We start from the raw sequence: 21368 nt of genomic DNA, 5'->3' as shown, positions 1-21368 counted from the left end.
GTCCTGTGACCGAGTCCTGGACTTCCGACCGCCGTCCCTCGCTCGCCGGACGCCTGGCCCGGCTCGGCTTCACCCACGCGGCGCGGGCGGAGCGGCTGCTCGCGGAGGCCGAGCGGGACGGTTCGGGGCCCGATGACCGCCTGCTCGACGCGCTCGGCGGCACCGCCGACCCCGACCTCGCCCTGGACGGGCTGCTGCGCCTGCTCCCCGCCGCCGGCGGCGAGCTGCGCGCGGCGCTCGCCGCCGAGCCGGGGACAAGAGAGCGGCTGACCGCCGTCCTCGGGGTGAGCGCGGCGCTCGGCGACCACCTGGCGCGGCACCCGGACCACTGGCGGGTGCTGCGCGACGGCTTCGCGGGCCCGCTCGGCACCCCCCGCGACGACCTGCTCGCCGCCGTGGGCGCCGACCCGTCCGCCGAGGAGCCGGTGGCCGGCGGCGAGGACGCGCTCGTCGCGCTCCGCGTCGCCTACCGGCGCCGCCTCCTCGCGCTGGCCGGACGCGACCTGATCGGCCTGGCCGACGTCGCCGAGGTCGCCGCCGAGCTGGCCGACCTCGCCGCCGCCGCGCTGGAGGCCGGCCTCGCGATCGCCCGCGCCGAGGTCCCCGGGCACGAGGCGTGCCGGCTCGCCGTGATCGGCATGGGCAAGTGCGGGGGCCGCGAGCTGAACTACGTCAGCGACGTCGACGTGGTCTTCGTGGCGGAAGCGCGGGGCGCCGGCGAGACCGGTGAGGGGCAGGACGAGGACGCCGCGCTGCGCACCGCGACCCGCCTCGCGTCGGCGATGATGCGGGCCTGCTCGGCCTCGACCGAGGAGGGCTCGCTCTGGGAGGTGGACGCGGCGCTGCGCCCGGAGGGCAGGTCCGGGCCGCTCGTGCGGACCCTCGCCAGCCACCGCGCCTACTACGAGCGGTGGGCCAAGACGTGGGAGTTCCAGGCGCTGCTGAAGGCCCGTCCCGTCGCGGGCGACGCCGGCCTCGGCGCCCGCTACCTCGACATGATCACCCCGATCGTGTGGAAGGCGGCCGAGGGGGAGAGCTTCGTCGAGGACGTCCAGGCCATGCGGCGCCGCGTCGAGGCCGACCTGAACCAGCGCACCGCCGACTCCGAGCGGCAGCTCAAGCTCGGGCCGGGCGGGCTGCGCGACGTCGAGTTCGCGGTGCAGCTGCTCCAGCTCGTCCACGGCCGCGCCGACGGGAAGCTGCGCAGCCCGACCACGCTGGACGCCCTCGCCGACCTGTCCCAGGGCGGCTACGTCGCGCGCGACGACGCGGCGGCGCTGGCGTCGGCGTACCGGTTCCTGCGGCGCGTGGAGCACCTCGTCCAGCTGCACCGGCTGCGCCGCACCCACCTCGTCCCGGACGACGAGGGCGGCCTGCGCCGCCTCGGCCGCGCCCTCGGGCTGCGCACCGACCCGGTCGGGGAGTTCACCGCGCTGTGGCGGCGGCACGCCCGGGAGGTCCGCCGCATCCACGAGAAGCTGTTCTACCGGCCGCTGCTGCGGGCGGTGGCCCGGCTGCCGGGGGAGGAGTCCCGGCTCACCCCGGAGGCGGCCCGCGTCCGGCTGGAGGCGCTCGGGTACGCCGACCCGGCGGGCGCGCTCCGGCACATCGAGGCGCTGACCGCGGGCGTGTCGCGGCGGGCCGCGATCCAGCGGACGCTGCTGCCGGTCATGCTCGGCTGGTTCGCCGACGCGCCCGATCCCGACGCGGGGCTGCTCGGGTTCCGGCAGGTCAGCGACGCCCTCGGCACCACGCCCTGGTACCTGCGGCTGCTGCGCGACGAGGTGACCGTCGCCGAGCGGATGGCGTGGCTGCTCGGCTCCAGCCGCTACGCCACCGACCTGCTGCTGCGCGCCCCCGAGGCGGTCGCCCTGCTCGGCAGCGACACCGGTCTGGAGCCGCGCCCCTGCGAGGCGCTGCGCGCTGAGGCGCTCGCCGCCGTCCGCCGCCACAACGAGGGGCCGGGCGGCGCCGCCGCGCCGGAGGCGCGGGTGAGCGGCGGCGCCGAGGAGGCGGTCGGGGTGGTGCGGGCGCTGCGGCGCCGCGAGCTGTTCCGCGTGGCCGTCGCCGACCTGCTCGGCCTCGTGGACGTCCGCGCGGTGGGCGAGGCGCTGACCGGCATCGCCGCCGTCACCGTCGAGGCCGCGCTCCAGGCCGCGATCAACAAGATCGAGATGGAGTCCCGGGGTCCGCTGCCGACCCGGATGGCGGTCGTCGCGATGGGCCGCTTCGGCGGCCACGAGCTCGGCTACGGCAGCGACGCCGACGTGATGTTCGTGCACGACCCGCTGACCGGCGCGGACGAGGGCGCCGCCGGGCGCGCCGCGCACGCCGTCGCCGAGGAGCTGCGCCGCCTGCTCGCGCTGCCCGCCCCCGACCCGCCGCTGGTGGTCGACCCGAACCTGCGCCCGGAGGGGCGCCAGGGGCCGCTCGTGCGCACCCTCGCGTCCTACGCCGCCTACTACGCCCGCTGGTCGGAGCCCTGGGAGGCGCAGGCGCTGCTGCGCGCCGACCCGATGATCGGCGATCCGGAGCTGTGCGAGCGGTTCCGCGCGCTGATCGACCCCGTCCGCTGGCCCGAGGACGGGATCGGCGAGGACGCCGTCCGGCAGATCCGGCGGCTGAAGGCGCGGATGGAGTCCGAGCGGCTCCCGCGCGGCGTCGAGCGGCGCCTGCACACCAAGCTCGGGCCGGGCGGGCTCGCCGACGTGGAATGGGTCGCGCAGCTGCTCCAGCTCCGGTACGCCCACGAGGTCCCGGCGCTGCGCACCACCCGCACCCTGGACGCGCTGGACGCCGCGGTCGAGGCCGGCCTCCTGAGCGCCGAGGACGCCGAGGTCCTGGCGGAGGCGTGGTGCATGGCCACCCGGATCCGGGGGGCGCTCATGCTGGTGCGGGGCCGGGCGTCCGACCTGCTGCCCACCGACCACCGCCGCGAGCGCAGCGCCGTCGCCCGCGTCCTCGACTATCCCGGGACGGGCGACCTCCTGGAGGACTACCGGCGGCACGCCCGCCGCGCCCGCACCGTCGTCGACCGCGTCTTCTACGGCGCCGACTGAGCCCCCGGCCCGCGGGACCGGGCGGCGCGTAGTCCCCGGGATGTACGCGGTCGGCCCGGAGTCGTACGCCGGTCAGGGGCGGGTGGCGCCGCCGGTGGCGGCGGAGCCGGCCCCGGAGCCGCCCGTGCGCCGCCCGGTCCACTGGTGGAGCCGGTGCGCGACGTGGGTCCTCGCGATGATGAGCGGCGCGGGGCAGCGGGTGTACAGGATCCACGACACCCACAGCGCGCCGCCGATGAGCGCCATGCCCGCCACCGCGTCCAGCACGTAGTGGTTCGCGGTGGAGAGGATCACGACCACGGTGGTGGCGGGGTAGAGCACGCCGAGGAGCTTGGCCCACGTCTGCGTCGCCAGCTTGACCAGGACGAGCCCGCACCACAGCGACCAGCCGGCGTGCATGGACGGCATGGCCGCGTACTGGTTGGTCAGGCTCCCGGACGCGTCGCTGGCGTACAGGCCGAGCGAGTGCAGCGCGGTCACCGGGTCGACGAAGCCCTCGCTGTGCAGGAACCTCGGCGGCGCCAGCGGGTACAGCCAGAAGCCGATCAGCGCCACGCCGGTGGCGACCATGATCGACGTGCGGAGCCACCGGTAGTGCTGCGGCCGGTAGCGGTACAGCCAGACCACGACGGCGAGCGTCACGATGAAGTGCATCGTGGCGTAGAAGACGTTGGCGGTCCGCGCCAGCCAGGGCACGGTCAGCAGCGTCTGGTTGAGGTGCAGCTCGAAGTCCAGCCCCAGGTAGCGCTCCACGCGCAGGATCTCGTCGGCGTGCGCGAACGCCGGCCCGGTGCCGTCCTGAACCAGGACGATGCGCGTCAGCGTATAGCCGGTGTAGAAGAGGACGACCAGCAGGAGCTCGCGCCAGACAGGGGGCGCGGTGAGGATGCGGCGCCGCATTCCGGTGGCGCCGGCCTCGCTTCTGCGGGCCGCTGGGGGGGCGGGTTGAGCCATGGTACCTATCTTTGCCGCACGGCCCCCGAATGAGATCACCGCGACGAATGGTCTTCATCTCAGACTTGAGTAGTACGACCCTGATGCGGTATCCGGACTTTCGGGGGAGGGCCTCAGGGACGCCGGGGGGACCCCCGCCGCTCCTCCTCCCACCGGACCCGATGGAGCCGACCAGGAGTCAGCATAGAGGGCCCTGGGTAGATCCCGATCGCTTCACACGATGCGAACGGGAGGACGAATGGCCAGGTATCGGGGGACATCCGGCGTGATGCCGGTGGGCGGCGCGGCCCTGGCCGTCTTAGTGCTGCTCTCCCTCTCGGCGGGGGCGGGCCGCCCCCGCACGGCGCCCGGCGAGTCGCGCACCGCGCTCGGCGAGCCCCGCGCGGCGACCGGCACCCCGCCGGCGGCGACCGGCGCGCAGGCGGCGGCCGTCCCGCGGCCGGCGTGGGGGCGCTGCACCGGCCTGCCGTCCCCGGCGCCCGGGAGCAAGCGGCCGCGCGGGGTGCGCTGCGCGACGCTCCGGGTGCCGCTCGACCATGCCAAGCCGTCCGGGGAGCGGATCGGCATCGCGCTGATCAAGGTGCCGGCGGCCGATCCGCACCGGCGCATCGGCTCGCTGGTGTTCAACTTCGGCGGCCCCGGCGGTGAGGGCGTCGACACGCTCGCCCAGGCCGCCGGCCAGTACGCCGACCTGCGCGCCCGCTACGACCTCATCGGCTTCGACCCCCGCGGCGTCGGCCGCAGCAGCCCCGTCGCCTGCGCGGACGCCCGCCGCATGGACGCGCTCGCCGCCATGGACGACAGCCCCGACACCGCCGCCGAGGAGCGGGCGTACGCGGCCGGGCGCGCCGCCTTCGTGCGGCAGTGCGAGGCGCGGTCGGGACGGCTGCTGCCGCACGTCGGCACCGTCGACGCGGCCCGAGACCTGGACATGATCCGCGCCGCCGTCGGCGACGAGCGGCTGCGGTACTTCGGGATCTCCTACGGCACCTGGCTCGGCGGCAGCTACGCGCACCAGTTCCCCGGCAGGGTCGGGCGGGCCGTCCTCGACGGGGCCGTCGACACCCGGCTCGACCGCGCCGACCTGGCGCGGCAGCAGGCGGCCGCGTTCCAACGCGCCGTCGGCGAGTTCGGGGCCGCCTGCGCCCGGCTCGGCGCCAAGCAGTGCCCCCTCGGCAGGGACGGCCCGTCCGTCGCCGCGTCCATCGGCCGGTTCCTGGCCGGGCTCGACCGGAAGCCGCTGCGCACCTCGTCCGGGCGGAGGCTCACCCAGAGCCTCGGCACGGCCGGCGTCGCCGCCGCGCTCTACTCCCAGGACGCCTGGCCGTACCTCGCGCAGGGCCTGGTCGACGCGGTGAAGCGCCGCGACGGGAGCCTGCTGCTGATGCTCGCCGACGTCCAGAACGGGCGGCGGCAGGACGGCACCTACAGCAGTCTCGCCGCCGCCAACACCGCCATCACCTGCGCCGACAGCACCGACCGCTACACCGTCCGCGACGTGCGCCGGCTCCTGCCGCGGTTCCGCGCGGCCTCGCCGATCTTCGGGGCTCCGCTGGCGTGGGGCCTGCTCCAGTGCACGGGCTGGCCGGTGCAGGGCGACCCCGCCGCGCGCGAGGTGTCCGCGCCGTCCGCGGCGCCGATCCTCGTCGTCGGCAACACCGGCGACCCCGCCACCCCGTACGCGTGGGCGGCCGCGCTGACCGAGGCGCTCGGCGGCGGGGCCGCGCTCCTCACCCTCAAGGGCGAGGGGCACGGCGCCTACGACACCGGCGACCCCTGCGTCCGCGAGGCCGTGCACGCCTACCTGCTGCGCGGCGCGCTGCCGGCGGCGGGCGCCACCTGCGGCTAGCGGCCCGCGGCGCGCCCGGGGGCCGCTACACGACCTGGTCGACCTTCATCGGCTCCCGGAGCGCGTTGCCGACGGTGCAGTACTTCTCGTGGACGCGCGCGGCCACGGCCTTCAGGACGTCCTCGGCCTCGTCGTCGCCCTCGGGCAGCTCCACGTCGTAGGTGACCGTGATCGTGCCGAGGGTGCTCGTCGCGACCTTGTCGGCCTGGACGGTAGCGGCGAGGCGCGCCATCCGGTGCCCGCGCTTGGCCGTCAGCGGTTCGACGGTGACCAGCTCGCAGCCGCCGAGCGCGGCCAGCAGCAGCTCGACCGGCGTGAAGACGCCCTCGGTGTCCCCGTCCCCGATCGCGACCGCCGCGCCCCGGCCGTTGACGGCCCGGAAGCCGTCCTCGGTGCGCTCCACCCTGACCTCCGCCATGACAATCCCCTTTGATCGGCTGGTCTCCGCCCGCGAGAACGCGGGCATGCCCCGCGTTCTTCCCTGCGTCCCGGGCCTTCCCTACGTCCCGAGTCTCTCCTGCTCCTCGGCGACGATCTGCCGGGCGAGGTCGCGCTCGGAGATGTCGACCGCGTCGGGGGTCTGCTCCGCGAGGTCGCTGCGCCGCGCGTACTCGTCGAAGAGCATGGTCTTGACGTGCAGGATCTCCAGCATCCGCTCGTCCACGCCGCCGGGCGTGATCAGCCGGTGCACCTGGACGGTCCGCACCTGCCCCATCCGGTGCGCCCGCGCGATCGCCTGCGTCTCCATCGTCGGCTTCACCTGCGGCTCGCAGAGGATCACCACCGACGCCGCCTGCAGGTTCAGCCCGACTCCGCCCGCCTGGATCTGCGCGAGCAGCACGGCGTGCCCCGGCTCGGCGGTGAACTCGTCCACGATCTCCTGCCGCCGCGCCGGCGGGGTCTCGCCCGAGATCGGCCCGCGGGTGTCCGGCCCGAGCGCCTCCCCGACGGCGGCCAGCACGTCCCGGAAGTAGGAGAACACCACGACCTTCAGGTCGTTCTCGGCGGCCTCGACCACCAGCTCCTTCAACCGGTCGAGCTTGGCCGACCGCTTCGGGACGGCGTAGGCGGCCCGGCGCATCGCCATGAAGTTGCCCGCCGCCACGGCCTTGCGGTAGGCGGCCGCGTCGGCCCGGCTGAACTCCTCCAGCTCGTCCACGTGCACGACCTCGGGCAGCTCGACGAGCACGTCACGCTGGTTGCGCCGCAGGTACACCGGCGCCACGGCCGACCGGAACGCCCGCGCCCCCATCGCCGCGTCGTGCGGGCGGACCCGCTCGGCGACCTCGGGCCGCAGATGGGCGACGAGGCTCCGGAACTCCTCGACCCGGTTCTCCATCGGCGTCCCGGTGAGGAACAGGACGTTCTCCGTCCTGCGGCACCACTCGGCGACGGCGCGGGCGCGGCGGGTCTCGTGGTTCTTGGCGTAGTGGGCCTCGTCCACCACGAACATGCCGACCCGCACGTCCTCCGGGACGCCGAGGGAGTGGAGGGTGGCGAGCGTCGTCACCGCGATGCCGCCGTCCCCGGCCCACTTGCGCAGCGCCCCCGCGCGGCCGGACCCGTGCAGCGGGTGCGCGGCGATCGTGCTGCGGGTCTCGATCTCCCGGACCCAGTTGATCAGCACGCTCGCCGGGCACGCCACCAGGAAGTGCGTGGCCCCCCGCGCCCGCAGATGGGCCATCGCGGCGATGGCCTGGACCGTCTTCCCGAGCCCCATCTCGTCGCCCAGGATCACCCGCTTCTGGACGAGCGCGAACCGCGCCCCGAACGCCTGGTACCCGCGCAGCGACACCCGCCGGAACCGGTCGTCGAGCGGCTGAGCCTTGACCCGCGCCGCGAGGTCGGTCGGCAGGAAACCCTCGGCGGCCTCCCGCTCCGGGTCCGCCGCCGCGAGCTCGGCCAGGAGCGTCTGGTAGTCGGCCGCCCGCAGCTCGAAGTCGATCCAGGCCTCGTCGGCCGACACGTGCGGCCGCAGCAGGTCGACCGACGCCTGGGAGATCAGCAGCCGGGTGCCGCGCGCCTCCTCGGCGGCCAGGGCCTCGGCCAGCTCGCCGACCGCCGCCCGCGCCCGCTCGCGCCGCGCCGGCGGCGCGAGGAGCCTGCGCCACCACGACCCGGCCGGCCGCGCGTCCTGCACCAGCGGCGCGACGCGCTCGTCGACCTCCTCCGCCACCGCGCGCGCCCGCGGCAGCTCCGGCCCCGCGTTCACCAGCCGGTGCAGCGCGACGACGGCGGGCGTCATCGCCTCGTCCCGCCGGTCGACGTCGATCCGCACCGTCGCCGACCGCTCCGCCGCCTCCGCCAGGCTCCCGGCCGCCGCGTGGAGCTGCTGCGCCGTCTGCGGCCCGAGCCCGGGCAGCAGTTGGAGCCGGTACGGCGTCGAGTCGAGCACGTCCGCGACGCTGGTGAACCCGGCCTCCTCCAGCGGCCCGAGCCGCAGCCGCCCGTCCGTGACGTCCTTCAGCCGGGCCAGCGGTATCGAGGTGAGCTGCTCGCGCGCCGCCTCGGTCCGCAGCGGCGCCAGCGCCGCGTGCACGTCGGCCAGCGCCCGCCGGTGGTCGGCGACCAGGTCCCGCGCGGCGCCCAGCAGCGAGTACCCGCCCCTCAGGACGTCCTTGGCGTCGTATGCCATCCCGCCCTCCAACCCGCGCGTTCGGCCCACATGATGCCAGCCCCGCACGCGTGCGGCGGCCGCCCCGCCCGGGCGGCCGTGCGCCCGAGCCGATCCCTCACGCCGCCCCACCGTAGGCGGCCCCACCGACACGACACTGGAGCGGCCGGAGGAACGGCGAGAGCCCTGCCGCGCGCGGCGTCGCCGCGGAACCGATGGAGGTACGGGAGCGTCCCAGCACCACGGGTGAGAACTACGGCCGAGCGCTGATGTCCCGGTCGCGGACACCGGCCAGGTCACGGGCGGAAAGGCGAAGACCGATGGAGCCGCAGAGACTGCGGATAGACCTGCCGGACCCGTCACCTGGCTTGAGCCGGCAGACCAAGTTCTGGCTGGTCTTCACGAGCGTGTTCATGGTGGCGGTGCTTGTGGGCGTACCCGTCATCGCTCATCTGGTCGGGGACGGTCTTCCCCGGAAGGGCGAGTGCCTGGAGGCCAAAGCGCGCGGGGGTCTGATCGTGAACGCCGACGACTTCCGCGTCGTCCCCTGCACCGCCCCGACGGCCGCTTACCAGGTGGTCACGGTGCGCGAGGGAGACTGCAAGGGCGACGCCTATGGGGAGGCCTCCACATCGAAGGGCCGGGGTAGCGATGACCTGTGCCTCATGCTGAACGCGAAGGTCGGAGACTGCTTCTACCAGGACGCCGGGCTCCCGCACGGCAAGGCCACCAAGGTGGCGTGCGGGCCGTCGGCGACCTACCGGGTCGCCGCCGTGGTCCCGGGCAGGACGGACCCCGCCCTCTGCGGCCGGGATGTCAATCCGCTCGAGGTCGACCCCGGACGGCCCTTCGCGCTCGCCTATCCCGATCCGCCCGTGACGATGTGCACGGTCGGCGTCTGACCGGGAGCGGTCCTTCGAGCAGGCGGTCCGCGGTCGCTCGCGGAACCGGGCCGGAACCGGGCTGAGGCGCGCTGACGACATGCCGCGTCAGCGCGCCTCCGCGGCCTAGATGTCGTAGTAGAGCTCGAACTCGTGGGGGTGGGGGCGCAGGCGGATGGGGTCGATCTCGAACTCGTTCTTCATCGTGATGTAGGTCTCGATGAGGTCGGAGGTGAAGACGCCGCCCTCCAGCAGGTAGTCGTGGTCGGCCTCCAGGGCGGCGAGGACCTCGGGGAGGCTGCCGGGGACCTGCGGGATGGCGCGGGCCTCCTCGGGCGGCAGCTCGTAGAGGTCCTTGTCGACCGGCTCCGCGGGCTCGATCTTGTTCTTGATGCCGTCCAGCCCGGCCATCAGCATGGCGGAGAAGGCCAGGTAGGGGTTGCAGGACGGGTCCGGCACGCGGAACTCGATCCGCTTGGCCTTCGGGTTCGAACCGGTGATCGGGACGCGGATGCAGGCCGACCGGTTGCGCTGGGAGTAGACCAGGTTGACCGGGGCCTCGTAGCCGGGGACGAGACGGTGGTAGCTGTTCACCGTGGGGTTGCTGAAGGCCAGCAGGGACGGGGCGTGCTTGAGCAGGCCACCGATGTAGTAGCGCGCGTTGTCGGACAGGCCCGCGTAGCCGACCTCGTCGTAGAACAGCGGCGAGCCGTCCTTCCAGAGGGACTGGTGGCAGTGCATGCCCGAGCCGTTGTCACCGAAGATCGGCTTCGGCATGAACGTGACGGTCTTGCCCTCGGCGCGCGCGACGTTCTTGACGATGTACTTGTAGAGCATCAGGTTGTCGGCCGTCTTCAGCAGCGTGTCGAAGCGGAAGTCGATCTCGGCCTGGCCCGCGGTGCCGACCTCGTGGTGCTGCATCTCGACGTGGATGCCCGACTCGATGAGCTGGGCCACCATCTCCGAGCGCAGGTCGGTGTAGTGGTCCATCGGCGGGACGGGGAAGTAGCCGCCCTTGTAGGGGGGCTTGGCTCCGAGGTTGCCGCCGGGCTCCTCGCGGCCGGTGTTCCAGGCGCCCTCGACGGAGTCGAGGTAGTAGTAGCCGGCGTTCTGCTTGGTCTCGAAGCGGACGTCGTCGAAGATGTAGAACTCGGCCTCGGGGCCGAAGTAGCACGTGTCGGCGATGCCGGTGCCGCGCAGGTAGTCCTGGGCCTTGCGGGCGATGTTGCGCGGGTCGCGGCTGTAGGGCTCGCCGGTCAGCGGGTCGTGCACGAAGAAGTTCAGGATCAGCGTCTTGTGCTGGCGGAACGGGTCCACGACGGCGGTGCTCGGGTCCGGCAGCAGGAGCATGTCGGACTCGTGGATCTCCTGGAAGCCGCGGACGGACGACCCGTCGAACATCAGCCCGTCGGTGAAGACGCTCTCGCCGAAGCTCTCGACGGGGAAGGTGAAGTGCTGCATCTTGCCCGGCAGGTCCACGAACCGGCAGTCGACGAATCGCACACCTTCGTTCCCGATGTAGCTCAGGACCTCTTCGGCGCTGCTGAACATCCAGCCTCCTCAGGGCGGTTCTCGGCTTACAGCACGCTATGGCGGCGCCGTTTCCCGGCCATGTCTCGTATGTTTCCGCTGTGTTACGGGTCACTCCGGGCCTCCCCCCGGGAGCCGTGTCCGAACCTTCGGAGGGACCGGATAGCGTAGGGGCATGAGCGGTGGTAAGGCGGCCGGGCCGCGGTGGACGCAGACGTGGCTCGGCGGTGCGCGCTCGGCCGGCGCCGACCTCGGCGAGCCCGGGAAGCGGATCGGCCTCCCGGAGAGCGGCAGCGGATCCGTCGCGCCCTACGGCCGCCGGCTCCTCGCCCTGTTCATCGACTGGGGCCTGTCGATGCTCGTGGCGAGCCTGCTCGCGCGCTCGTTCGGGTGGGAGCCCGCCGAGCGCAGCACGTGGACGCTGCTCATCTTCGGCCTGCAGGCGTGGGTGCTCACCGCGTTCCTCGGCACGACGATCGGCAAGCGGCTGTGCGGCATCCGGGTCGCCCGGCTGGACGGGCGCCCCGTCGGCCTCGGCTGGGCTCTCGCCCGGACCCTGCTGCTGCTCCTGGTCATCCCCGCGCTGATCTGGGACCGCGACTACCGCGGCATGCACGACCGCGCGAGCAACACGGTCGTCGTCACCATCTAGCCTCGCCGTCACGATCCGGCGGGACGGCCGGCCCGGAAAGCCGGAAGCCGGCCATCCAAAAAAGAAAGCGCCCCCGAGGGGGCGCTTTTTCTGTGGGGGGCGTCAGCGCAGCTTGGGCTTGGGGCCCTTGGGCATCTTCGCGCCCCTCGGCATCGGGCCCTTCGGCATCTGCATCGACCGGGGGAGCGCCTGGAGCCGGTCGTTCAGCTCGGCGACCTGCCCCTTGGTGAGGTTGCGTGGCAACTTCATCAGGTGGCGCTGAAGCTTGTCGACCGGGACCTGCCCCTCGTCGTCGCCGACCTGCAGGTCGTAGATCGGCACCTGCTGGGCGGCGCGGGAGATGCGCTTCTTCTCCGCGCCGAGCAGCGGACCCACGCGGTTGCGCGGGCCCTCCGAGACGAGCACGACGCCGGGGCGCCCCACCACGCGGTGCACCATGTCGAGGTTGCGGTTGCCGCTGACCGCCTCGGTCACCGACCAGTTGCCGCGCATGTTCTTCAGGATCGCGGCGGCCGCGCCGGGCTGCCCGGCGATCACCTTGTACTGGGCGCGCTGCGCCAGCTGCCCGAAGACGATCATGCCGACGGCGAACGCGGCGAGGACGCCCAGCGGGATGAAGAACCAGAGCTGGCCGATGAGCAGCCCGATGAGGATGACGACGACGAGCGTCCCGATCGCGGAGGCGAACACGATCGGCAGGGCCTTCGGGTCGGCCTGGCGGAGCACCTGGGCGACCATGCGGATCTGCTTGAGGCGCCCTGGACTCTCCTGGGCCCCGTCCGTGGGCTTTTTCGACATGCGTCCAAGGATAGTCGGGTCGGGCGGCCGCCCCGCCAGCCCGGTCGTCAGCCGCGCGCGGAGACGGCCTGCTTGTAGAGGCGGCCGGCGCGGTAGCTGGACCGCACCAGCGGCCCGGACATCACGCCCGCGAAGCCGATCTCCTCGGCCTCGGCCGACAGCTCCACGAACTCCTCGGGCTTGACCCACCGCTCCACCGGGTGGTGGCGGGGGCTGGGCCGCAGGTACTGGGTGATCGTGATGAGCTCGCAGCCGGCCTCGTGCAGGTCGCGCAGCGCCTGGGAGACCTCCTCGCGGGTCTCGCCCATGCCCAGGATCAGGTTCGACTTGGTGACCAGCCCGTCCTCGCGCGCCCGGGTGATGACCTCCAGGGAGCGCTCGTACCGGAACCCGGGCCGGATCCGCTTGAAGATCCGCGGGACGGTCTCCACGTTGTGCGCGAGCACCTCCGGCCGGGCCGAGAACACCTCGGCGAGCTGCTCGGGGACGGCGTTGAAGTCGGGGATCAGCAGCTCGACGCCGCAGCCGGGGACCGCGGCGTGGATGCGCCGGACGGTCTCGGCGTACAGCCAGGCGCCGCCGTCCTCCAGGTCGTCGCGGGCCACGCCGGTGACGGTCGCGTACTTCAGCCCCATCGTGGCGACGGACTCGGCGACGCGGCGCGGCTCGTCGCGGTCGAGCGCGGCGGGCTTGCCGGTGTCGATCTGGCAGAAGTCGCAGCGCCGGGTGCACTGGTCGCCGCCGATGAGGAAGGTGGCCTCGCGGTCCTCCCAGCATTCGAAGATGTTGGGGCAGCCCGCCTCCTGGCACACCGTGTGCAGGCCCTCGGACTTCACCAGGCCGGTGAGCTCGCGGTACTGCGGGCCCATCTTCATCCGGGTCTTGATCCACTCGGGCTTGCGCTCGATCGGGGTCTGGCTGTTGCGCGCCTCGACGCGCAGGAGCTTGCGCCCCTCAGGTGTCACCGTCGTCACGGGTCCCAGAGTACGTCGCGATCTGCGGTCCCGGCACACCGGAGCCCTCCGCCGGGAGGGGCATCGATGGCGTATCGGAGCGATCTCGAACGTATGACGGTACTCCGCCGGTGCAGCCGATTCGCGTGTTTCGGCCATCTCCGTCAATGGATCTCTCTAGGGTGACTCCCTGTCGTCACGCAACAGCGTCAGCAGGAGGACCACCGTGGGTCTGGCAATGTCGTACCTCAGGGTGCCGCCCGTGCTGGAGGGCGAGCCCGATCCCGGCCGGATCGCGCGCCACGTCTTCGGCGACGCGAACTGGCGGCGGCGCGGCGCGGGCGCGCTGTTCGACCTCGGCCGGGCGTGGCAGGCCATGCACTACCTCGTCACCGGCGACCCGTGGGAGGGGCGGCAGCCCGAGGCCGACGTCGTCTGCGGGGGGCGGCTGCTCACCGAGGACGGCGCCGACGAGCTCGGCATGGACGTCATCTACCTCGCCCCGGACCGGGTCAAGCCCGCCGCCGACCACCTGGCCGCGACGCCGTTCGCCCAGATCGCCGGACGCTACGACCCGGCCGCGATGGTCCAGGCGGGCGTCCAGGACGCCGGGCGGCTGGACGGCGCCGCCCGCGAGCGGGTCTTCCAGCCCGCCTACGCGGGGCTGGCCGAGTTCTTCCGGCTCGCCGCGACCGAGGGCCAGGCCGTCTACAAGGTGATGGCCTGACCGGCGACCCCGAGCTGCGCCGTGGTGCGGTGGAACGTCTCCGCCGCGCCCAGCGCCGCCGCCAGGTGCCGTTCGACGAGCGGGACGATCTCGGCGACCGTCACGTCCCGGCCCAGCTCGCGGCTGAGGTTGGTCGACTGGGCGTCCCGGATCCCGCAGGGGATGATCCGGTCGAACCAGCTCATGTCGTTGTCGCAGTTGAGCATGAAGCCGTGCATCGCGACGCCGCGCGCCACCCGGATCCCGATTGAGCCGATCTTGCGGTCCGGGGTCCCGGGGACCCACAGGCCGCTGCGCCCCTCCACCGTCGCCGTCCTGAGCCCGAGGTCGGCGCAGACGTCCATCATCATCTGCTCCAGCAGCCGCACGTAGCCGACGACGTCCACGGGGTCGGGCAGCCGGACGATCGGGTAGCCGGTGAGCTGCCCCGGACCGTGCCAGGTGATCTTCCCGCCGCGGTCGACGTCCACGACCGGTGCGCCGGGGTCGCCGAACGGGCGGTCGAGCGCCTCGGTCCGCTTCCCCGCCGTGTAGACGGGGCGGTGCTCCAGCAGCAGGACGGTGTCGGGGATCGCGTCGTCCACCCGCAGCGCGTGGGTGCGCTTCTGCAGCTCCCAGCCGTCCTCGTAGGGGACGGCCGCCTCGCCGAACCCCGCGTGCACCACCACCAGCTCACGTACGTCCACATCGCTCACACGGGCAAGCTTATGCCGTGATCGCCCGGACCGCTCCTCAGAACGCGGCGAGCAGCCGGGGCTCCAGCCGGTACTCCTTCGCCGTCCCCGGCCCGTCCGGCTCGATCCGGTAGGCCCCCGCGTCCCGCCGGTAGGACACGGCCTGGACGAACTCGGTGCCGACGTAGTGCAGGCCCACCGCCTCGTCGGCCGCGTACCCGCCCGGCAGCGTCCCCTCGCCGACGAGCTGCTGGAGCAGCGGGCGCCGCTGCGGGTCGCTGTCGTAGTGGACGCCGCACGAGTACGGCAGGAGGCCGAGGCCGTCGGTCAGCGGGCGCAGCTGCGGCCCGAACGAGTCGGTGTTGCCGCCGGCGTGCCAGCACAGCGCTCCCGCGCTCTGCCCGGACAGCACGACGCCCTCCTGCCACGCCTCCCGCAGGATCTCGTCGAGGCCGTGCAGCCGCCACAGGGCCAGCAGGTTCGCGACGCTGCCGCCCGACACGTACAGCAGGTCCTGGCCGAGCAGGTGCGCCCGGACGTCGGGCACGTTCGGCATCGGGAACAGCGCGAGATGGCTGACCTCGGCGTCCATGGAGGAGAAGGCGGAGTAGGAGCGGGCGATGTACTCGGCGCCGTCGCCCATGGCGGTCGTCAGGAAGCACACCCGCGGGCGGTCCTGGCCGGTCAGGTCGAAGGCGTAGCGCAGCAGCGGGCTCGGGGCGAGCCCCTCCCTGCCGTCCGGCACGAAGCTGCCGCCGCCGATGGCGAGGATGTGCGGCTGTCCGTCGGTGCTCATGCATCCCCCTCGTAGGCGATCCGTCTCACCGCCACCGTATGGCCGCCGAGGGGGGCCGCCCGGGACTTTGACGTTTCTTGAGGGTCAAAGGACGGCGGCGAGGGCGGAGTCGACGTCCTCGTGCGCGAACCCGAACCCGGCGCCCAGCAGCCGGCGCGGCAGGACCCGCTGGCTGACCAGCGGCCCCTCGTCGGCGAAGCCGCCGAGGGCGGCGCGCAGCGCGAACTTCGGGACGGACAGCCGGGCGGGCCGGTGCAGGGCGCGGCCGACCGCCTTGGTGTAGGCGTCGTTGGTCACCGGGTTCGGCGCGGTCAGGTTGACCGGCCCGGCGATCTCGGTGTCGATGAGGAACCGCAGCGCCGCCACCACGTCGGGCAGGGAGATCCAGCTCGTCCACTGGCGGCCGTCGCCGAGGTCGCCGCCGAGGCCGAGCCTGAACAGCGGGAGCGTGCGCCCGAGGACGCCGCCCTCGCGGGCCAGCACGACGCCCGTCCGCGGGTGGACGACCCGGACCCCCGCCTCGCGCGCGGGCGCGGCGGCGGCCTCCCAGTCGCGGACGAGGTCGGCCAGGAAGCCCTGCCCGGCGGGGGAGTCCTCGTCGACCTCCCGGTCGCCGGTGTCGCCGTAGTACCCGATCGCCGACCCGCAGACCAGCACGCGCGGCCGTGGCGAGGCCGTCGCGATCGCCTCGGCGAGCGTGCGGGTGCCGACCAGCCGGCTGTCGCGGATCTTCTGCTTGTACGCCTTCGTCCACGGCCGGTCGCCGACCCCGGCGCCCGCCAGGTGCACGACGGCGTCCGCGCCCTCCAGCGACTCCTTGTCGACGCACCCGTCGGCCGGGGACCAGCGCGCCTCCCCGGGCCCGGACGGCTCCCTGCGCACCAGCCGGACGACGTCGTGGCCGTCCCCCCGCAGCGACTGCACCAGCGCCGAGCCGATGAGGCCCGACGACCCCGTGACGGTGACCCTCATATCCCCAGCGTAGAGGGACGGCGCCACCGGGCGGTGGAACTCTCCGGCGGGTCCCGCGTTTCCCCGGACGCGCCGGACCCCGCCGGCCGTGCGGCGCGGCGGGGTCCGGGCGGACGTGCGGGAGGGTCAGAGGCCGAGCTCGGCCTCGAAGTTGCCCTCCTCAAGGCGGTGCTTGACCGTGGCGAGGAAGCGGGCGGCGTCCGCGCCGTCGATCAGGCGGTGGTCGTAGGTCAGCGCCAGGTAGACCATCGACCGGACCGCGATGACCTCGCCCAGCTCCGGGTCGTCGATGACGGCCGGGCGCTTGACGACGGCGCCGGTGCCGAGCATGGCGACCTGCGGCTGGTTGAGGATCGGGGTGTCGAACAGGGCGCCGCGGCTGCCGGTGTTGGTCAGCGTGAACGTGCCGCCGGCCAGCTCGTCCGGGCTCACCTTGTTGGTGCGGGTGCGCTCGGCGATGTCGGCGATCCGCTGCGCGAGGCCGCCGAGGTTGAGCTGGCCCGCGTTGTGCACGACCGGGACCATCAGGCCGCGCTCGGGCACGTCCACCGCGATGGAGAGGTTCTCCACCTCGTGGTAGGTGACCTCGTTGGTCTCGCTGTTGATGACCGCGTTCAGCTTCGGGTGCGCCTTGAGGGCCTCGACCGCCGCCAGCGCGAAGAACGGCATGAACGACAGCTTGACGCCCTCGCGGGCCTGGAAGTCGGCCTTGGCCTGCTCCCGCAGCCGCGCCAGCTTGGTGATGTCCACCTCGACCACGGTGGTGAGCTGCGCCGACACCTGCAGCGACTCGACCATGCGGCGGGCGATCGTCTGCCGCATGCGCGACATCTTCTCGGTGCGGCCGCGCAGCGCCATCTGCTCGGCGGGGGCGCCGGCGGGCGCCGGGGCGGCGTGCCGGCCGACGGAGGCCGGGGCCGGCGCGGGGGCCGGGGCGGCGGGCGCGGCCGGGCGCTGGGCGGCCTGCTGGGCGGCGCGGGCCGCCTCCAGGACGTCCTGCTTGCGGATGCGGCCGCCGACGCCGGTGCCCTTCACCGTGCCGAGGTCCACGTTGTGCTCGGCCGCCAGCTTGCGCACCAGCGGCGTGACGTACGGGCCCTCGCCCGGCTCGGCCTGCTGCTGGGCGGGCTGCTGGGCGGGCTGCTGGGCCGCGGGAGCCGGCGCGGGCGGCTGGGGGGCGGGCTGCTGCGGCGCGGGCTGCTGGGCCTGCGGCTGCGGTGCCGGAGCGGGCGCCGGGGACGGCGGGGCGGCGGGGTGCTGCTGGGCCGGCGGCGGCCACGCCGCGGGCGGCGGGGCCTGCTGCTGCGCCTGCTGCGGGGCCTCCTGCCGCTCGGGCTCCGCCTCCTGCTCCTCGGCGGCCGGGGCGCCGCCGCCGGACGGCGCCTCGCCCTCGTCGCCGATGACGGCCAGCTCTGCGCCGACCTCGACGGTCTCGTCCTCGGCGACGGTGATGCTGGTGAGGATGCCCGAGGCGGGGGAGGGGATCTCGGTGTCGACCTTGTCGGTGGACACCTCCAGGAGCGGCTCGTCGGTCTCGACGCGCTCGCCCTCCTTCTTGAGCCAGCGGGTGACGGTGCCCTCGGTGACGCTCTCGCCGAGCTGGGGCATGGTGACGGAGACCGGCATGTCTCAGCGACTCCTTCGGAATACTTGTGCGGCTTGTCAGCCGTGCACGTGCAGTGGTTTGCCGGCGAGGGCGAGATGCGCCTCGCCGACCGCCTCGGACTGGGTCGGGTGGGGGTGGATCAGCTGGGCGACCTCGCCGGGCAGGGCCTCCCAGTTGTAGATGAGCTGCCCCTCCGCGATGAGCTCGCCGACGCGTGCGCCGACCATGTGGATGCCGAGGACGGGGCCGTCCGCGGCCGCGATCACCTTGACCTCGCCCTGCGTCCCCAGGATCTTGCTCTTGGGGTTGCCGGCGAGGTCGTAGGTGACCTCCTTGATCTCGTACCCGCGCTCGCGGGCCACGGCGGACGTGATGCCGACCGAGGCCACCTCGGGGTCGGAGTAGGTGATGCGAGGGACGCCGTCGTAGTCGATCGGCGGCGGGGTGAGCCCGGCCAGCCGCTCGGCGACGAGGATGCCCTCGGCGAAGCCGACATGCGCCAGCTGGGGGGTCGGGACGAGGTCGCCGACCGCGGAGATCGTGGGGACGTTCGTCCGGCAGTACTCGTCGACCTTGACGAACCCGCGCTCGGTCTCGACGCCGGCCTCGGCCAGGCCGATGCCGTCGGAGACCGGACCGCGGCCCACCGCCACCAGCAGCAGCTCCGCGTCGATCGTCTTGCCGCCCTCGAGGGTGACCGAGACGCCGCCCTGCGTCGTCTTGGTGCTCTCGAACCGGGTGCCGAGCTCGAACTTGATGCCGCGCTTGCGGAAGGCGCGCTCCAGGCGCTTGGAGCTGGACTCCTCCTCCAGCGGGAGCAGGTGCGGCAGCGCCTCGACGATCGTGACCTCGGCGCCGAACGAGCGCCACACGCTGGCGAACTCGACGCCGATGACGCCGCCGCCGAGGATGACGACCGAGCCGGGGACGTGCTCCAGCCGCAGCGCGTGGTCGCTGGAGATGACGCGCTCGCCGTCGATCTCAAGGCCGGGCAGCGACTTCGGCACGGAACCGGTGCCGAGCACGATGTGCGCGCCCTCGATCCGGCGGGTCCCCTCGGCGGTGTCGACCTCGACCGCCGTCGGGCCGGCCAGCCGGCCGGTGCCGTGCACGACCTCGATGCCCCGGGACTTGATCAGCCCGGTGAGGCCCTTGACGGTCGTCGAGACGACCTTGTCCTTGTAGGCGTTCACTCCGGCGACGTCGATGCCCTCGAAGGTGGTCTTCACGCCGAACTTCGCGGCCTCGCGGGACTGGTCCGCCACCTCGGCCGCGTGCAGCAGCGCCTTGGTGGGGATGCAGCCGCGGTTGAGGCACGTCCCGCCGAGCGACTCGTCCCGCTCGATGAGCGCGACCGACTTGCCGAGCTCGGCGGCGCGCAATGCGCACGCGTAACCGCCGCTGCCGGCACCTAGGACGACGATGTCGAAGGGGCCGTTGTTGGCCACTGGACGCTCCCTTTCCCCGGTTGTGGCGCCGCGTGGATCGCGGCGCCCTGGGCGGGGCGGGGCGCACCGGTACCCGGGCCCCCACCGCCACAAGAAAACCTATTCTGTTCTCCGCCCGCTCACAGCGCGCGGGGCCCCCGCGGGATTCCCGTGGCGACTACAGCACGCCCGCGGCGACGTCCTCGGCGATCTGGACCAGCGTGCGGGCCGCCGCGCCGGTGCCGCCCTTCGGCGTGTACCCGTACGGCTCGCCCTTGTGGAAGGCCGGGCCCGCGATGTCGAGGTGCGCCCACTTGACGCCGTCCGGCACGAACTCCTTGAGGAACGTCCCGGCGACCAGCATGCCGCCCCACCGCTCGCCGCTGATGTTGGCGATGTCGGCGACCGCCGAGTCGAGGCCCTTGCGCAGCTCCGCGGGAAGCGGCATGCCCCAGGCGGCCTCGCCCGCGCGCTCGGCCGCCGCGACCACCTTCTCACGCACGTCGTCGTCGTTGGCCATGACGCCGGCGGTGCGGGTGCCGAGGGCGACGAGCTGCGCGCCGGTCAGGGTGGCGACGTCCACGATGAGGTCGGGGGAGTCCTCGCCGGCGCGGACGAGGGCGTCGGCCATGACGAGCCGGCCCTCGGCGTCGGTGTTGAGGACCTCGACCGTCTTGCCGCCGTAGATGCGCAGCACGTCGGACGGGCGCTGCGCGGTGCCGCTCGGCATGTTCTCGGCGATCGCGAGGTAGCCGACGACGTTGACCGCGGGGCGCAGCTCCGCGATGGCGGCGAGCGCGCCGAGCACCGCGGCGGCGCCGCCCATGTCGGACTTCATCCAGTCCATCGCCTCGCTGGGCTTGAGGGACAGGCCGCCGGAGTCGAACGTGATGCCCTTGCCGACGAGGGCGAGGGTCCTGGACGCCTCGGGGTGGGCGTAGGCCAGCCGGACGAGGCGCGGCGGGTTCACCGACCCCTGCCCGACACCCGTGATGCCGCCGTACCCGCCCTCGACGAGGGCCTTCTCGTCCAGCACCTCGATGGCGAGGCCGGTCTCGCCGGCGACCCGCTCGGCCTCGCCGGCGAAGTCCTCGGGGGACAGGTGGGACGGCGGGGTGTTCACCAGGTCGCGGACGAGCTTGACGGACGCGGCGAGGGTGCGGGCGCGCCCGACGGCGGCCTCCTCGGACGCGGGCGCGAGCAGCCGGATCTCCTCGACGGGGCTCTTGTGGTCGTCGCCGGTGCGGAAGGAGTCGAAGGAGTAGGCGCCCAGCAGCGCGCCCAGCGCGACGGCCTCGACGTCCGCGGCGCCGGAGGCGGGGAGCGCGACCGCGACCCGGGCGGTGCCGGCGAGGGAGCGGACGGCGGCGCCCGCGGCGCGGCGCAGGTCCTCGGCGGAGGGGCTCTCGCCCAGCCCGGCGGCCACGACGATCTTGGCGGGGACGGCGCCGAGCGACGGCAGCCTGGTCACCTCGCCGGCCTTGCCGGTGGCGCCGAGCGCGCCCAGCGCGTCGGCGAGCCTGCCGTCCATCGCGCGGTCGAGTGCTTCGGCGCCGGCGGCCGGTGCGGCACCCGCCTCCGCGGGGGCGACGCCGATCACGATCGCGTCGACGTCGAGTCCGGCCAGGTCTGCGCTGTCAAGGCTGATGCTCGTCACGTAGCCCGATGTTAGTCCTCTTGGTGACCGGTTTCGCCCTTTTGGATCAAGCATTGCCCGCCCGGGCGCTCCCCGGCCCGCGCGCCCGCGCGGGCCGGGGAGGCCGCCGCGCCCTCAGGGCAGAGAACCGCTTCTACGCGCGAGACGACGAGCCTGAGCTCCGTGAGCGGCTGTCAGTGCCGGCCAACGTGCTGGACAACTACATCCCGTATCGATGGG

The 21368-nt window shown here is 73.8% G+C and carries 18 protein-coding genes; 6 read left to right on the top strand and 12 right to left on the bottom strand.

Features of this window, described 5'->3' with window-relative positions:
* Positions 1–5: 5 nt before the first annotated feature.
* Positions 6–3059, top strand: a complete 3054-nt coding sequence (locus AB0C21_RS00090) for a bifunctional [glutamine synthetase] adenylyltransferase/[glutamine synthetase]-adenylyl-L-tyrosine phosphorylase (protein WP_500201912.1) — start codon at positions 6–8, stop codon at positions 3057–3059.
* Between the two features lie 72 nt (positions 3060–3131).
* On the opposite strand, the gene AB0C21_RS00085 is transcribed toward AB0C21_RS00090, so the two are convergent.
* Positions 3132–4013 (bottom strand): phosphatase PAP2 family protein, encoded by an 882-nt coding sequence (locus AB0C21_RS00085; protein ID WP_235036560.1) that lies wholly within the window; start codon positions 4011–4013, stop codon positions 3132–3134.
* Between the two features lie 238 nt (positions 4014–4251).
* On the opposite strand from AB0C21_RS00085, the gene AB0C21_RS00080 reads away from it, so the two are divergent.
* Positions 4252–5862, top strand: a complete 1611-nt coding sequence (locus AB0C21_RS00080) for an alpha/beta hydrolase (protein ID WP_500201911.1) — start codon at positions 4252–4254, stop codon at positions 5860–5862.
* Between the two features lie 25 nt (positions 5863–5887).
* Here AB0C21_RS00080 and AB0C21_RS00075 read toward each other — a convergent pair whose 3' ends face one another.
* Both AB0C21_RS00075 and AB0C21_RS00070 read right to left on the bottom strand, forming a co-directional pair.
* On the bottom strand, positions 5888–6280 hold the full coding sequence (locus AB0C21_RS00075; protein ID WP_353822109.1) for an OsmC family protein: 393 nt from the start codon (positions 6278–6280) through the stop codon (positions 5888–5890).
* Between the two features lie 81 nt (positions 6281–6361).
* Entirely contained in the window at positions 6362–8497 is a 2136-nt protein-coding gene (locus tag AB0C21_RS00070; RefSeq protein ID WP_500201910.1) for a DEAD/DEAH box helicase, read from the bottom strand.
* Between the two features lie 299 nt (positions 8498–8796).
* Here AB0C21_RS00070 and AB0C21_RS00065 point away from each other — a divergent pair, with 299 nt between their 5' ends.
* The gene (locus AB0C21_RS00065; protein ID WP_500201909.1) at positions 8797–9378 is read left to right on the top strand and encodes an LppU/SCO3897 family protein; all 582 of its coding nucleotides are present in this window, start codon (positions 8797–8799) and stop codon (positions 9376–9378) included.
* 105 nt (positions 9379–9483) lie between these two features.
* Here the strand turns inward: AB0C21_RS00065 and glnA are convergent, their stop codons facing one another.
* Positions 9484–10908 carry a type I glutamate--ammonia ligase gene (gene glnA, locus AB0C21_RS00060; RefSeq protein WP_149257469.1) on the bottom strand — a complete coding sequence of 475 codons (1425 nt, stop codon included), beginning with the start codon at positions 10906–10908 and terminating at the stop codon, positions 9484–9486.
* Positions 10909–11062: 154 nt separating this feature from the next.
* Between glnA and AB0C21_RS00055 the strand changes: the two genes are divergently transcribed.
* The gene (locus tag AB0C21_RS00055) at positions 11063–11539 is read left to right on the top strand and encodes an RDD family protein (RefSeq protein WP_149257468.1); all 477 of its coding nucleotides are present in this window, start codon (positions 11063–11065) and stop codon (positions 11537–11539) included.
* 102 nt (positions 11540–11641) lie between these two features.
* Here the strand turns inward: AB0C21_RS00055 and AB0C21_RS00050 are convergent, their stop codons facing one another.
* Both AB0C21_RS00050 and lipA read right to left on the bottom strand, forming a co-directional pair.
* Positions 11642–12337: a DUF4191 domain-containing protein gene (locus AB0C21_RS00050; protein WP_353822105.1), complete on the bottom strand. Its 696-nt coding sequence runs from the start codon at positions 12335–12337 to the stop codon at positions 11642–11644.
* A 47-nt stretch (positions 12338–12384) separates the two neighbouring features.
* Positions 12385–13311: a lipoyl synthase gene (gene lipA / locus AB0C21_RS00045; protein WP_500201908.1), complete on the bottom strand. Its 927-nt coding sequence runs from the start codon at positions 13309–13311 to the stop codon at positions 12385–12387.
* Between the two features lie 205 nt (positions 13312–13516).
* Between lipA and AB0C21_RS00040 the strand changes: the two genes are divergently transcribed.
* Positions 13517–14017 carry a YfbM family protein gene (locus AB0C21_RS00040; protein WP_149257465.1) on the top strand — a complete coding sequence of 167 codons (501 nt, stop codon included), beginning with the start codon at positions 13517–13519 and terminating at the stop codon, positions 14015–14017.
* On the opposite strand, the gene lipB is transcribed toward AB0C21_RS00040, so the two are convergent.
* The 6 genes from lipB to AB0C21_RS00010 all read right to left on the bottom strand — a co-directional run bounded on the left by lipB (position 13999) and on the right by AB0C21_RS00010 (position 21203).
* On the bottom strand, positions 13999–14712 hold the full coding sequence (gene lipB / locus AB0C21_RS00035; protein WP_500201907.1) for a lipoyl(octanoyl) transferase LipB: 714 nt from the start codon (positions 14710–14712) through the stop codon (positions 13999–14001). The genes AB0C21_RS00040 and lipB overlap by 19 nt on opposite strands.
* Before the next feature lie 37 nt (positions 14713–14749).
* Complete coding sequence (locus AB0C21_RS00030) at positions 14750–15487, bottom strand: Type 1 glutamine amidotransferase-like domain-containing protein (RefSeq protein ID WP_500201906.1); 738 nt, start codon at positions 15485–15487, stop codon at positions 14750–14752.
* An 84-nt stretch (positions 15488–15571) separates the two neighbouring features.
* Positions 15572–16459 (bottom strand): TIGR01777 family oxidoreductase, encoded by an 888-nt coding sequence (locus AB0C21_RS00025; protein ID WP_500201905.1) that lies wholly within the window; start codon positions 16457–16459, stop codon positions 15572–15574.
* A 126-nt stretch (positions 16460–16585) separates the two neighbouring features.
* On the bottom strand, positions 16586–18085 hold the full coding sequence (sucB, locus tag AB0C21_RS00020; RefSeq protein WP_500201904.1) for a 2-oxoglutarate dehydrogenase, E2 component, dihydrolipoamide succinyltransferase: 1500 nt from the start codon (positions 18083–18085) through the stop codon (positions 16586–16588).
* A 36-nt stretch (positions 18086–18121) separates the two neighbouring features.
* Positions 18122–19513, bottom strand: coding sequence for a dihydrolipoyl dehydrogenase (gene lpdA, locus AB0C21_RS00015; RefSeq protein ID WP_500201903.1), 1392 nt, complete (start codon positions 19511–19513; stop codon positions 18122–18124).
* Positions 19514–19670: 157 nt separating this feature from the next.
* Positions 19671–21203, bottom strand: coding sequence for a leucyl aminopeptidase (locus AB0C21_RS00010; RefSeq protein WP_500201902.1), 1533 nt, complete (start codon positions 21201–21203; stop codon positions 19671–19673).
* Here AB0C21_RS00010 and AB0C21_RS00005 point away from each other — a divergent pair.
* Positions 21173–21368, top strand: a 196-nt coding sequence (locus AB0C21_RS00005) for a hypothetical protein (RefSeq protein ID WP_500202344.1), incomplete at its 3' end; no start/stop codon positions are given. The genes AB0C21_RS00010 and AB0C21_RS00005 overlap by 31 nt on opposite strands.

Origin of the sequence: Spirillospora sp. NPDC049024 (assembly GCF_040649235.1) — a bacterium.
Taxonomy (GTDB): domain Bacteria; phylum Actinomycetota; class Actinomycetes; order Streptosporangiales; family Streptosporangiaceae; genus Spirillospora.
This window is presented reverse-complemented; position numbering and strand designations above follow the sequence as displayed.